Here is a 13081-nt window from a genome sequence, read left to right on the forward strand (position 1 = left end):
TAAGGTAAGAAACCGTAAAAAGAGAACATAACCAATTAAAGACCTCAACTAAGAAGGAGGAAAATAAATTTAGCGGCAACAAAAAAGGGAAGCTTTTTGCTTCCCTTTTCGTTATATATTATCGGCGGCGGCCCTTTTCTTATCGCGCCTTTCTTTCAACAATTCTTTTATATTACCAAACAACCAATACGGAACAACGAACGTTAATAAAAATATCATCAACCAAAAACCAATGGTCAATATCGTCAAAAATGCTAAAAATCCTAAATATTGGTCAAAATCAAACATAATCATAAGTTTTACGCTCCAAAGATACTTTGAAATACCTAAATTTTGCAAATCAAATTTAAAAAATATTTAATTCTCAATGATCCCCAAATAATTCGTTAATCTGCTAACTTTGTTATTCTAAAAATTTATCATCATGAGTTACAGAATAGAAAAAGATACCATGGGCGAAGTTAAGGTACCCAAAGACAAATACTGGGGCGCCCAAACCGAGCGATCTCGCAATAACTTTAAAATTGGACCAAGGGCCTCTATGCCTTTGGACATAATATATGGTTTTGCCTATTTAAAGAAATCTGCCGCTTTTGCTAATTGCGAGTTGGGCGTCTTGAGCGAAACAAAAAGAGATTTGATCGCCACCGTATGTGATGAAATTTTACAGGGCAAACATGATGACCAGTTTCCTCTTGTTATCTGGCAGACCGGTTCAGGTACACAAAGCAATATGAACGTTAACGAGGTAATTGCCAACAGGGCACATGAATTGGCCGGCAACGTTATTGGTGAAGGAGAAAAAACCATACAACCCAATGATGATGTCAACAAATCACAATCTTCAAACGATACCTTCCCCACGGGCATGCATATTGCTGCATATAAAAAAATTGTTGAAGTTACCATCCCAGGAGTCACAAAACTAAGGGACACTTTAAACAATAAAGCAAAAGAGTTTAAAAATGTAGTGAAGATCGGTAGAACCCACCTAATGGATGCTACCCCATTAACCTTGGGCCAAGAGTTTTCTGGATACGTTTCTCAACTGGACCATGGATTGGCGGCATTAAAAAACACCCTGGACCATTTAAGCGAATTAGCCTTAGGAGGCACCGCAGTAGGTACAGGATTGAATACCCCTGCCGGATACGATGTGTTGGTGGCCAAATACATTTCAGATTTCACAGGGCTTCCTTTTAAGACGGCCGACAATAAATTTGAAGCACTTGCAGCGCACGACGCCATTGTAGAAAGTCATGGGGCCTTAAAGCAACTTGCCGTTTCTTTGAACAAAATTGCAAACGATATTAGAATGATGGCTTCTGGTCCACGTTCAGGTATCGGTGAAATAATTATTCCCGCGAACGAACCAGGAAGCTCTATAATGCCGGGTAAAGTGAACCCTACCCAATGTGAAGCATTAACAATGGTGTGCGCACAAGTAATGGGCAACGATGTTGCTATAACCGTTGGTGGCACCCAAGGACATTATGAACTTAATGTTTTTAAACCGGTTATGGCCGCCAATATTTTACAGTCCGCACAATTATTAGGTGATGCCTGCACTAGCTTTGAAGAACACTGTGCCAAAGGCATAGAGCCCAACCATGAGGTTATTAAACAACTTTTGAACAATTCTTTAATGCTGGTTACGGCACTGAATACCAAAATAGGATATTACAAAGCCGCCGAAATAGCCAATACGGCGCATAAAAACGGTACTACCCTAAAAGAAGAAGCTATTAACCTAGGTTACGTTTCTGCAGAAGATTATGACGAATGGGTAAAACCCGAAGACATGGTAGGCAGTTTAAAATAGACCTAACTAAATAATATAAAATGAAAATGGCGGTCTGTAACAGACCGCCATTTTTTATTTAATGGATAGTGTATGTGTTTATTATTTCAGGGTAAATTGAGATGTACCCAATAATTTAAGTTTATCGTCATATACATTTACCATGTATTTTCCACTTTTGAAATCACCTGCAGGCTTGTTCAAATAATCACAGATGTCCAAGCTTTTATTTTCATAGTAGAAGCTAGTTGACTTAGAATAAGTAATAGAAGCACCTTCATCGTTCGTCTTAGAGAAGCTCTCTCCCATTACATTTCCTTGGGGATCTAAAGCCTCTATATAAAATTCTCTATCACCCGCTTGCGCAATAACGTTATCGGCAATTGTAAAACAGATCTTAAATTTGTCGGTAGCCCTGGCTCTTTGTGTAGAAACCAATTTACCACTGTTACGTTCTTTTACTGCATCTACGTTGATTTTAGACAAGTTCAAGGCAGAACCTTTTTCAACTGCATCGGCCAATTGGGTGTTTTGAACAACCAAAGAATCGTTAAAAACAGTTTGTTTTTCCAATTCTACGTAGGTGCTATCTCTTTGCATAGCGATCATAGTGTTAGACCTTGTCAAAGAATCAACTTGTTTTAACAACTGTTCTCTTTCCGCTTTTAAAACACTTACTTGTCTTCTATATCTAGAAAGTGTAGAAATATCGGCTTTCATCGTTTTTACAGAGTCAATATACTTTGCAATGTTGTCCCTTGCGGTAACCAATTCCTCATTGGTGGCATTGCTCTCCAAAATTGCCTTATCATATTCTGATTTAAGGCTATTCAAATCCTCGACCACAAGTTCCTTTTCCTTGGTAAGAACACTTTCTGTCTTTTTCTTATCTTGATAAAGACTTACGGTGTATATAATAGTACCTAAAAGTACCACACCCAGCAAAGCGGCCAAGACCTTCAATCCATTGTTACTTTTTGTTTCAGTCATAATGTAATTTTTAATTAATCGCGTTGGTTTAAGCTAAAATAATTGTTTGTATCAATACTATATACGCAAAGAACTAATTTTTAGATTTTTTATTGTTAAATAATTTTCATAGAGGCTTACTGCCCATCAATTATATAATTTTATATCGTCACCGATTCAGATACTGTCTATGCTAAAAATAATTTCGTACGAACCAAAATACGCTAAAGCCTTTAGAGACTTAAACCTGTCATGGTTAAACAAATATTTTGAAGTTGAAAACAAGGACACTGAGCTATTAAACAATTGCCAAGAGAACATAATTGACAAAGGAGGCTACATCTTTATAGCTATTATAAAGGAAGTACCTGTAGGGTGTTATGCCTTGATCAAGAAAAACGAGACGTCATATGAATTGGGCAAAATGGCCGTAAGCGAAAAACATCAAGGCTTAAAGATCGGCCAAAAAATGTTGGCAACCGCTATTGATTTTGCCAAACAGAAAAATTGCAAGAAAATTGAATTATATTCCAGTACCAAATTAGGCCCAGCCCTACACATATATAAAAAGTTCGGGTTTAAAGAGATAAAGTTGGAAGCACACCTACCTTATGTCCGAAGTGATATTAAAATGGAATTAATAATATAAACCCTAAAACCACTCCTATGAAAAAAGCAAAACTGTTTGTACCTATTATTTTAGTACTCTTCATTTTTTCATGTAAAAACGAAAAAAGACCGAATTCTAAGATTAATGAAACATCACAAAACCAAAATGCCGTTTCAAAACCATCGAAAGAGGAGACGAATAGTTCCGTATCCATTATTCCAATAGAACACGCTACCGCCATACTTCAATGGAACGATATTACGGTTTATATAGACCCTGTGGGCGGTGCAAAGGCCTTTGAAGGACAAGAACTGCCAGATTTAATATTGATTACCGATATTCACGGTGACCACCTAAGCGTTGAGACCCTACAGGAACTAAATACCTCAAGAGCCAAAATAATTGCTCCCAAGGCAGTAGCCGATAAATTACCGGAAGAGTTTACCACACAATTGGATATTTTAGCCAATGGGGAATCGAAAAAGCGATTTGGTATTACCGTAGAGGCCATCGCTATGTACAACCTGCGGGAAGAGGCCAAGAATTTTCATGAAAAAGGAAGGGGCAATGGCTATGTATTGAAAATGGGCGATCAACGAATCTATTTTTCTGGCGACACGGAAGATATTCCAGAAATGAGAAGTCTAAAAAATATCGACATGGCTTTTGTTTGTATGAACTTACCCTACACCATGACCGTTGAAAGTGCTGCCAAAGGGGTACTTGCCTTTAAACCAAAACAAGTATACCCATACCATTATAGAGGCAAACCCGATGTTAGTGATGTAGCCAAGTTTAAAGAATTGGTGAATACAGGCAATCCTGATATTGAAGTAGTACAACTAGATTGGTACCCGAACAATGAATATTGACCAATTAAAAAGCCCCTTCAGATTAAATTTGAAGGGGCTTTTTAGTTTATATCATCTGTAGATTCTATCGAATCAACTTTTTGTATTTAATACGCTTGGGCATTAAATCTCCGCCTAAACGTTTCTTTTTGTTCTCTTCATATTCTGAGAAAGACCCCTCAAAGAAATATACTTGAGAGTCACCTTCAAACGCAAGTATATGGGTACAGATTCGATCCAAGAACCATCTATCGTGAGAAATAACCACCGCACAACCGGCAAAATTCTCCAGACCTTCTTCCAAAGCTCTTAATGTATTAACATCCAAATCGTTCGTTGGCTCATCTAAAAGCAATACGTTGCCCTCTTCTTTTAATGTCATTGCCAAATGCAAACGGTTACGCTCCCCTCCCGACAACATGCTCACTTTTTTATTCTGCTCACTCCCCGAGAAATTAAATCGGCTCAGATAGGCCCTAGAATTCACCTGTCTACCACCCATCATGATAAGCTCTTGCTCGTCACTAAAATTTTGCCAAATGGTTTTTTCCGGATCAATATTACTATGGCTTTGGTCTACGTAGGCTATTTTGGCAGTTTCACCAACAACGAATTCTCCTTTATCGGGAGTTTCCTCTCCCATGATCATTTTAAAAATGGTGGTTTTACCGGCACCATTTGGTCCGATAATACCAACTATACCCGCTTGGGGCAATGTAAAGTTAAGATCCTCGTATAGCAATTTATCCCCAAAAGCTTTACTTACACCTTTGGCCTCGATAACATTGGTACCCAGTCGTGGTCCATTGGGAATATATATTTCCAACTTTTCGTCCAACTGCTTTTGGTCTTGGCTCATCAACTTGTCATAGTTTTTAAGACGGGCCTTTTGTTTGGTCTGTCTCCCCTTGGCACCTTGACGCACCCACTCCAGCTCTCGCTCCAATGTTTTTTGTCTTTTGGAGGCGGATTTACTTTCATCTGCCAATCTTTTTGACTTCTGATCTAACCATGACGAATAGTTTCCTTTCCAAGGTATGCCTTCTCCCCTATCCAATTCTAAAATCCAACCTGCTACATTATCCAAGAAATATCTATCGTGGGTAACCGCTATAACCGTACCCTTATATTGGGCCAAATGATGCTCTAACCAATGTACCGATTCGGCATCCAAGTGGTTGGTAGGCTCATCCAACAATAATATTTCAGGTTCTTGTAAGAGTAGACGACAAAGGGCCACCCTTCTACGCTCACCTCCAGATAAAACTGCTATTTTCTTATCGGCCTCAGGGGTTCTAAGGGCATCCATGGCAATTTCCAATTTGGTGTCCAATTCCCAAGCGTTTGATGCATCTATTTTATCTTGCAAAGCTGCTTGCTTGTCCATCAGCTTTTGCATCTTATCCGCATCTTCGTAGACCTCTGGCAGACCGAACATATCGTTGATCTTATTATACTCGTCCAAAATTGCAACGGTTTCCGCCACCCCTTCCTTTACAACCTCCAATACGGTCTTATCTTCGTCCAATTTAGGTTCCTGTTCCAAATAACCAACATTGTAACCTGGTGAAAACACCACGTCTCCCTGAAAGTTTTTATCTACCCCAGCGATAATTTTTAACAATGTGGACTTACCCGATCCGTTAAGACCCAGGATTCCGATTTTGGCACCATAGAAAAAACTCAGGTATATATCTTTAAGTACCGGTGTATTTGCCGTTTTAAAGGTTTTTGTAACCCCGGACATAGAAAAAATGACTTTCTTATCGTCAGACATAATAATTAAAAATTAGGTATTGTATTTAAAAGAAAAGCGTAAGACGCATGTGTTTTAGAAGGGAATTAAACCCTTCCCTTAAGTGCATTAAATACCCAGGCAATAGCAAAAAAACCTACCCCTACAGAGGCAAAGCCCCATCCTGCTACGTCATCATATCTGAATGCTCCAAGGGCTATTAACCCCAAACCGACCAAAATCATAATAAATGTGGCCCATGCCAAAACCGTATTCTTGTTCATTCCCATCTTATCTATAATTTTTAGCGAACTTCAAATATCGTAATTTTTAAAATGTCTTTTTAATTTTATTGTGGATTATTCCTCAAAAGGAAACCTGATATTCGTCTTTTGTCGGACTTTGTCCATCAAAGAAATTAGATCAAGGCTGTTTTTATGACTCCATAAATTACTCTGAAGCTTATTGACACCTAAACATTGGTGCACCTCTTCTATCTCATGGGTATAGCCTTTTCCTATTTTTGGCACTTCAACTGTTACCGCCTCCCCATCTTTTACAATGGTATAACTGGTTGCCTCATGCCATCTCGGATTTATATAGATACTTCCTTTGCTTCCCGAAATCTCACTTTTCATTTCAGAATTTGAAGTTAACCCACTGTACAATAAGGCATGTGCATCGGGGTAATCGAACACCATGCTACATTGTTTTTCTACACCGGTATGATGAAAATTGGCCTTAGCTATGATATCTGTGGGCATACCCAGCATTAAATAGGCAAGAAAAATAGGATAAATGCCGATATCCAACAAAGACCCGCCGGCAAGATCAGGGTTCAAAATTCTTCCTCCCTCATCCCTATCCAAAGCATAAAAAGCAAAATCGGAATACAAATATCCTACTTGGCCAATTTCCCCGGCATCTACTAATTCTTTAACTTTTTTTATCGTAGGGTTAAACCTAGACCAAAGGGCCTCCATAAGAAATACACCATTTTCTTGGGCTACTTTTAAAATGTCCTCTACTTCTTTCTTGTTTACCCCTAAAGGTTTTTCGCACAATACATTCTTGCCCGCTTTCATAGCTGACATGGCCAACTCTGCATGACCGGTATGGGGAGTCGCTATGTAAATTACATCGACGGTTTCACTTTCAAACAGTTCCTTATAACTTCCAAAAGAATGGGGCGCCCCGTATTCAGAGGCAAACTCTTGGGCCTTCTTTAAACTTCTAGAGGCGACCGCGGTCAGCTGCCCTCCTTTTACCAATGCCAAATCTTTTGAAAATGTATGAGCTATTTTACCGGCCCCTACGATACCCCATCTAATCATACTTTTGTTTTTAGTATTGTATTTACCCAAATTTAACTCCTTATCTTTAGCCTAGAAAAAAGAAATTGTAAAGAATGGATTTAAAATTCAATCAAAACGAAGATACCAACAAGTTATTACTGTCCACGCTTAAACAAAAATTAGCGAAAGTACAACTAGGCGGGGGTAAAGCTAAAATAGCCAAGCAGCATGAACAAGGAAAAATGACTGCTAGAGAGCGTATTGATTATTTGCTAGACCCAGATTCTGAACAATTGGAAATAGGTGCATTTGTAGGAGAAGGAATGTACGAGGAACATGGCGGATGCCCTTCTGGAGGGGTGGTCGTAAAAATTGGGTATGTAAAAGGTAAACAATGTATCGTAGTTGCCAATGACGCTACCGTAAAGGCCGGAGCATGGTTTCCCATAACGGCAAAAAAAAACCTTAGGGCCCAAGAAATTGCCATAGAAAACAAACTACCCATTATTTATTTAGTAGATAGCGCAGGAGTTTACCTGCCGTTACAAGATGAAATTTTTCCCGATAAAGAGCATTTTGGACGTATTTTTAGAAACAACGCCATTATGAGCAGCATGGGTATTACACAGATATCTGCCGTTATGGGAAGTTGTGTTGCCGGTGGCGCCTATTTGCCCATTATGAGCGATGAAGCTTTGATCGTAGATAAAACCGGAAGTATATTTTTGGCAGGAAGCTACCTTGTAAAAGCCGCTATCGGCGAGAGCATAGACAACGAAACCCTTGGTGGCGCCACTACCCATTGCGAAATTAGCGGTGTAACGGACTATAAGTCCAAAGATGATAAGGATGCCTTGGATACCATTAAAAATATTATGGACAAAATAGGGGATTTTCCCAAGGCTGGATATAATCGTAGCGAACCTTTGGCCCCTAAAGAAAAACAAGAGGATATTTACGGTATTCTACCCAGTTCTAGAGCGGAACAATATGATATGATGGAAATCATCAAAAGATTAGTGGACAATTCCGAATTTGAACCCTACAAGGATGGTTACGGAAAAACCATCATCACCGGTTACGCAAGAATTGATGGTTGGGCCGTGGGTATTGTAGCGAACCAACGAAAGGTAGTAAAGACAAAGAAAGGAGAAATGCAGTTTGGAGGCGTCATATATTCGGATTCCGCCGACAAGGCCACACGCTTTATAGCCAATTGTAACCAAAAGAAAATTCCGTTGGTATTTTTACAGGATGTGACCGGTTTTATGGTGGGTAGCAAGAGTGAGCACGGGGGCATTATAAAAGACGGTGCAAAAATGGTAAATGCGGTCAGTAATTCGGTAGTTCCAAAATTTACGGTCGTAATAGGAAATAGTTACGGAGCCGGTAATTACGCCATGTGTGGAAAAGCCTATGACCCTAGGTTAATAGTTGCTTGGCCAAGTGCCGAACTTGCGGTAATGAGCGGTAATTCTGCTGCCAAGGTTCTATTACAGATAGAAAAAGCTTCCTTAAAAAAGAAAGGAGAGACGATTACCGAGAAGAAAGAGACCGAACTCTACGACAAAATCAAAAAAAGGTATGATAATCAGGTTTCCCCTTATTATGCAGCATCAAGACTTTGGACAGATGCCATTATAGATCCATTGGAGACCCGAAAATGGATTTCTATGGGAATTGAAGCTGCCGACCATGCCCCTATCGAAAAACCTTTTAATATGGGAGTTTTACAGGTTTAGAATAAATCGCGGTTATGGTATTTTAACGAGTTCTCTATAAACATCCTTAACATCCAATCTAAAGAACATGGTACTGTTCTTTTGATTTGTAGTACCGTAATCGGTACTCACGGTTATTTTTAAATAGGTAGCCAACCCTGATTTGTTACCCCTATAATTGGAGTTTATTTGCCAAGATTCCTCATTACCATATATAAAGAAATCTTTGCTGGTGTAACCTCTGGACACAAGACTTTCTTTGGCTTCGCCATCCCTCTCGTTGGACCAATCGCTTACATTGTTATCCGAAGAGATAAATTGAAAATCCAACACTGCGGAATCGTCGTTCCATTCCAGCAAAATTCTTGTTTTGCGCTCCTCTTCCATCATGTTGCCCAAAGGGAAACTTACTTTCTCCTCTGGAATATCGAGCAATGACTTTATCTCAGAGTTCATTACATTTTGGAGGGCATCGGGCGGTTTCGAAAAATAACCCTCTTTTAAAAGGTTAAAACACCGACCGTACAACCCCATTCCTTTTTCTTCTTGCTTATTAAGAACGTATGCATGGGCCAAATCTCTATATGATTCCATCGAATTTGATTTCTGCGTCAAAATTCGTTTATAAAGATCCACCGACAGATCAAATCTTTCATTTTTGTCCAAAACAAAGGCCAATGCCTTTAAGTAGTTGACATCTCTAGGAAAACGATCAAAAGCACCCTCTATCAATCTCTCGGTAAAAGTTTCACTCTCCCAAAATTCAAGAAAATAGTTAATGGCATCTACATTAAAATTAGGATTGGAGCCATATTTAGGTTCGTAGGTATTATAGATATCTTGTGCTTGGGCAAAATTTGTGGAACCATAAAGCTCTTGCAAAAAATCTGGCCAATTACGTCGGGCCTCCTCTTCCGTTATAGCTTCTGATGCCACGGTTCGGGTAATACCAATACCTGCTCCATTTTTTGGATTATTACCACCAGAAGCACTAGATTTTGTATTGATTATGATTACACCACCAGCCCCTATAGAACCATATTTGGCCACTGCCGACAGCCCTGATAAAATAGCAATACGCTTAATTTGCGAGACATCGAGAAAGCTAGGAAACCCCTCTACAATAAGACCATCAATTTCATAAGCCGCAGGGATAGGGTTACTTGTACCACCTTGCCTTAAATAAATTTCGGTAGACCCATCTAGATTATCCGTAGACAACATACTTAAACCAGAAACCTTGCCCCTTAACAAGTTGCCCAATGTAGTGGCCCCACTGGTAAAGTCGGACTCATCCAAAATTTTCAAAGAGACCCCAGAAGTTTCTTTATCAAAAATTCCGAAAGAAGTCTTTATAATTCCCTTATCCTCATTATACTGAGCCAACAATTCTTCTTGCGTTCTTTTTCCTTTAGATGATGCCGTCACCGTCACCCCATCTAGATTCACTACTTTTTCCTGTAAAGAAACATTTATGGCATATGATGTTTCCAGCACTTTTCTTTTTTCCTTTTCTAAAAACAAATGGCTAAACTCCAGCTCATCGTTCACTTTGGCCCTTATGGTATACCTGCCCTTCTCATCGGTAAACGCAACTTCACCTGTCATAAGATTCTGAACCTGTGCTTTGACAATGGGTTCCCCTTCTTTAAAAACAAAGCCACCGACCTGTTTTTTGTTTTTACCCATGGTATTTAACAGTTGTTCTTCTGTGTAATCAATGACCAAAGTTTCATCCATGTCCGTATCGTCTTCGTCGTCATCCAATAGTGTAGTACTCACAAAATAAGTCAAAGCATCTTTAGAATATCTTTTCCACTCCCCTTGGCTTGTATATCTTCTATAAGAAACCCCAGGAGTATCGTCACCGGCCAATATAAGACCGATCTGCGAACCATATACCTTTAATAGCTCTATACCTATGCTAAAATCGTTTTGTACTACAATGTTATAAGGCACAAGGTCTACCCCTACTTTGCCCACCTTAGTTTTAAGGGTATAAAGAATATTCTGGTTGGTAATCTTCTTCTCTGGATATTTAGTAGTTCCATCATATACGTTTATCCGTATCAAAAGACTATCGGAGGTATTTTCTAAAACGTAAAAATAGAAGGCCTTTAGTTGCCTACTTTTCTTGTTCACGTTAATTTTGGTCACCAATTCACCTCCCAAGGCCCCATCACCTTCCCACGAACCATTTTTTAATTGACCAACATAAGAATAGCCGACAATTTTATCATTTTTGCTCCTACGTTTTCTTTTGCGGCTACTTAAAACAACTTCATTAAGGCTTACAACCTCTGGCTCTAATTTTATTTCTAGAGGTTTGGCACCTTGCCCTTGTACCTCTAAAAATGGCAATCTATAGTCTTTATAGGCCAACGAAGAAACCTTTAAAGTATCGGAAGATGATAATTTAGACGCGTCAAAAGAAAAATTGAAAGAACCATCCTCTTCCGAAACCGTACCCAAACCTTTATTTACGAAACCCATATTTACATACGGCAGGGGAAGCCCTGTATCGGCATCTAAAACCACCCCTTTAAAAATTGTTTGAGAGAACAAATTCTGGAATAGCAAAAAGAAACAAAACCATACAATAACAACAAGGGTCCTTTTTAAAACAAAATTTAGATCCCTCATAAAAGAAGTAGTTTTATTAATGGTTAGAATGTTTCTTTATAAAACCATTGACCCTATACTATTGGGTATCGGTTTAATTTCCTTGATGGTCTTTTACCCTTGGTATCAGCAAAAGTTCCGTTTGTCTACCATTTACATATCTAAATCCGTCTTCACCATAAAAGCCTGCCTCTTCCAGCATAATACGAATATCTCTTTTCCATTCTGGAATGTTGATGGTCGTATTTAATTCTATGGCGTAAACGGTATTGGGGTTTAACGGATAGTTTTCCCCATCATCTTTCATAACACCGCCTTGCGAATCCCACATACCAATAGTAGTACCTGCAGAATGTCCGTACATCCCCAACGGATGCGTATATATTGCAGGCCTTAGTCCGGCCGCTTTTGCTTCTTTAAGCGATTTTGCCAAGATTTCATTTCCTGTTCTACCCTTAATCATATTAGTGGTAAGAAAATCTTGCACCCTGTTACCATCTTTAAGTCCGTTGACCAAAAAATCAGGAGCGGATTTCTCTTCTGGTTTTAACACATAGGCGAGTTCTTGACAGTCGGTATTTAATCGCAGATAGGTAATACCAAAATCGCAATGTAATAAGTCTCCTGGCAAAATTACCGTATCTTCCGGTCTGCCAGAAAATGAATACAGATGACCGACCAACTCTTCTTTAGAACGCTGAACGTCCACTGTAGGATGAAACCAGGTCTCCAAACCTAAATCTGTTACTTTCTGACGCATCCACCATTCTACATCGGATGTGGTGGTTATACCGGGAGTAATCACTTTTTCAGAAAAAGCCTCTGCAATAATATCGTGTGTAATATCTACCAACTGATTATATATGACCATTTCGCGGGCTGTTCTGGTCTCTATCCACCGAACGGCCAATTGCTCTGCCGAAACAACTTTAGCACTATATTTTTTTGGAAGGTACCTCATAAACTCATCATAATCGGTCTTATCCAAACCATCGGCTATATTGTGATCCTTAGAAAAATTTAATCCTATCTTCTTCGGATTTCTTTCGGTTATCAATTCCATCAAGCGCTTCCACTGATCGGGCTCTTTCTCCTTATCCCAGGCAGATTTAATATTTTTTCCAACATTGTAACGGGCCACGGCCAGTTTTTCGATACTGTTCTTCTCTTTGTTTCTGTAAAAAAGCAAGATGGTTCTTCTACGGGCATTTAGCCATGTTGCAGGCAACATAGTACGTATTACAGGGTCCTCGTTATATTCCCTTGAAATTACGATCCACATATCTATATCGGCCGCGTCCATCAAACCTGGCAACAGATTATTAAAACGGTCGTCCAATATCTCATCTATTACCGTTGCCCTTTCCCGTTCATCTAAAATATACTGGGCATTACTACTGATGTAAGACAACAAAACCAAAAGAAAAACCGCTTTTTTCATAAACCTAATGTATTTAATTTGAATAAGATTACTGCT

11 protein-coding genes are annotated in these 13081 nt (G+C 39.1%); 4 read left to right on the forward strand and 7 right to left on the reverse strand.

What is annotated here, in order from left to right; all coding sequences use genetic code 11:
* Positions 1 to 111: 111 nt before the first annotated feature.
* On the reverse strand, positions 112 to 288 hold the full coding sequence (locus AB657_RS18055; RefSeq protein ID WP_047247838.1) for a hypothetical protein: 177 nt from the start codon (positions 286 to 288) through the stop codon (positions 112 to 114).
* 136 nt (positions 289 to 424) lie between these two features.
* Here AB657_RS18055 and fumC point away from each other — a divergent pair, with 136 nt between their 5' ends.
* A complete protein-coding gene (gene fumC / locus AB657_RS06100; protein ID WP_047245683.1) occupies positions 425 to 1822 on the forward strand; it encodes a class II fumarate hydratase in 1398 nt (465 codons plus the stop codon).
* An 81-nt stretch (positions 1823 to 1903) separates the two neighbouring features.
* Here fumC and AB657_RS06105 read toward each other — a convergent pair whose 3' ends face one another.
* The gene (locus tag AB657_RS06105) at positions 1904 to 2791 is read right to left on the reverse strand and encodes a hypothetical protein (protein WP_047245684.1); all 888 of its coding nucleotides are present in this window, start codon (positions 2789 to 2791) and stop codon (positions 1904 to 1906) included.
* A gap of 169 nt (positions 2792 to 2960) precedes the next feature.
* Between AB657_RS06105 and AB657_RS06110 the strand changes: the two genes are divergently transcribed.
* Together AB657_RS06110 and AB657_RS06115 are read left to right on the forward strand one after the other, a co-directional pair.
* Complete coding sequence (locus AB657_RS06110) at positions 2961 to 3419, forward strand: GNAT family N-acetyltransferase (protein ID WP_047245685.1); 459 nt, start codon at positions 2961 to 2963, stop codon at positions 3417 to 3419.
* A 17-nt stretch (positions 3420 to 3436) separates the two neighbouring features.
* Positions 3437 to 4252, forward strand: coding sequence for an MBL fold metallo-hydrolase (locus tag AB657_RS06115; protein ID WP_047245686.1), 816 nt, complete (start codon positions 3437 to 3439; stop codon positions 4250 to 4252).
* Between the two features lie 64 nt (positions 4253 to 4316).
* Here the strand turns inward: AB657_RS06115 and ettA are convergent, their stop codons facing one another.
* The 3 genes from ettA to AB657_RS06130 all read right to left on the reverse strand — a co-directional run bounded on the left by ettA (position 4317) and on the right by AB657_RS06130 (position 7300).
* Positions 4317 to 6008, reverse strand: a complete 1692-nt coding sequence (gene ettA, locus AB657_RS06120; RefSeq protein ID WP_047245687.1) for an energy-dependent translational throttle protein EttA — start codon at positions 6006 to 6008, stop codon at positions 4317 to 4319.
* A gap of 65 nt (positions 6009 to 6073) precedes the next feature.
* A complete protein-coding gene (locus AB657_RS06125) occupies positions 6074 to 6256 on the reverse strand; it encodes a CAL67264 family membrane protein (RefSeq protein WP_047245688.1) in 183 nt (60 codons plus the stop codon).
* Between the two features lie 69 nt (positions 6257 to 6325).
* Entirely contained in the window at positions 6326 to 7300 is a 975-nt protein-coding gene (locus tag AB657_RS06130) for a Gfo/Idh/MocA family protein (RefSeq protein WP_047247839.1), read from the reverse strand.
* Positions 7301 to 7374: 74 nt separating this feature from the next.
* Between AB657_RS06130 and AB657_RS06135 the strand changes: the two genes are divergently transcribed.
* Positions 7375 to 9003, forward strand: coding sequence for an acyl-CoA carboxylase subunit beta (locus tag AB657_RS06135; protein WP_047245689.1), 1629 nt, complete (start codon positions 7375 to 7377; stop codon positions 9001 to 9003).
* Positions 9004 to 9015: 12 nt separating this feature from the next.
* On the opposite strand, the gene AB657_RS06140 is transcribed toward AB657_RS06135, so the two are convergent.
* Complete coding sequence (locus tag AB657_RS06140) at positions 9016 to 11625, reverse strand: carboxypeptidase-like regulatory domain-containing protein (protein WP_047245690.1); 2610 nt, start codon at positions 11623 to 11625, stop codon at positions 9016 to 9018.
* A gap of 73 nt (positions 11626 to 11698) precedes the next feature.
* Entirely contained in the window at positions 11699 to 13045 is a 1347-nt protein-coding gene (locus AB657_RS06145) for a M24 family metallopeptidase (RefSeq protein WP_047245691.1), read from the reverse strand.
* Positions 13046 to 13081: the final 36 nt, after the last annotated feature.

The organism is Maribacter thermophilus (assembly GCF_001020565.1).
Classification (GTDB): Bacteria; Bacteroidota; Bacteroidia; order Flavobacteriales; family Flavobacteriaceae; genus Maribacter; species Maribacter thermophilus.

Coding starts and splice junctions, on each gene's coding strand:
- AB657_RS06130 (WP_047247839.1), bottom strand. CDS start 7,300: ATGATTAGATGGGGTATCGTAGGGGCCGGTAAAATAGCTCATACATTT.
- AB657_RS06125 (WP_047245688.1), bottom strand. CDS start 6,256: ATGGGAATGAACAAGAATACGGTTTTGGCATGGGCCACATTTATTATG.
- AB657_RS06110 (WP_047245685.1), top strand. CDS start 2,961: ATGCTAAAAATAATTTCGTACGAACCAAAATACGCTAAAGCCTTTAGA.
- fumC (WP_047245683.1), top strand. CDS start 425: ATGAGTTACAGAATAGAAAAAGATACCATGGGCGAAGTTAAGGTACCC.
- AB657_RS06115 (WP_047245686.1), top strand. CDS start 3,437: ATGAAAAAAGCAAAACTGTTTGTACCTATTATTTTAGTACTCTTCATT.
- AB657_RS06135 (WP_047245689.1), top strand. CDS start 7,375: ATGGATTTAAAATTCAATCAAAACGAAGATACCAACAAGTTATTACTG.
- AB657_RS06145 (WP_047245691.1), bottom strand. CDS start 13,045: ATGAAAAAAGCGGTTTTTCTTTTGGTTTTGTTGTCTTACATCAGTAGT.
- AB657_RS06140 (WP_047245690.1), bottom strand. CDS start 11,625: ATGAGGGATCTAAATTTTGTTTTAAAAAGGACCCTTGTTGTTATTGTA.
- AB657_RS06105 (WP_047245684.1), bottom strand. CDS start 2,791: ATGACTGAAACAAAAAGTAACAATGGATTGAAGGTCTTGGCCGCTTTG.
- AB657_RS18055 (WP_047247838.1), bottom strand. CDS start 288: ATGTTTGATTTTGACCAATATTTAGGATTTTTAGCATTTTTGACGATA.
- ettA (WP_047245687.1), bottom strand. CDS start 6,008: ATGTCTGACGATAAGAAAGTCATTTTTTCTATGTCCGGGGTTACAAAA.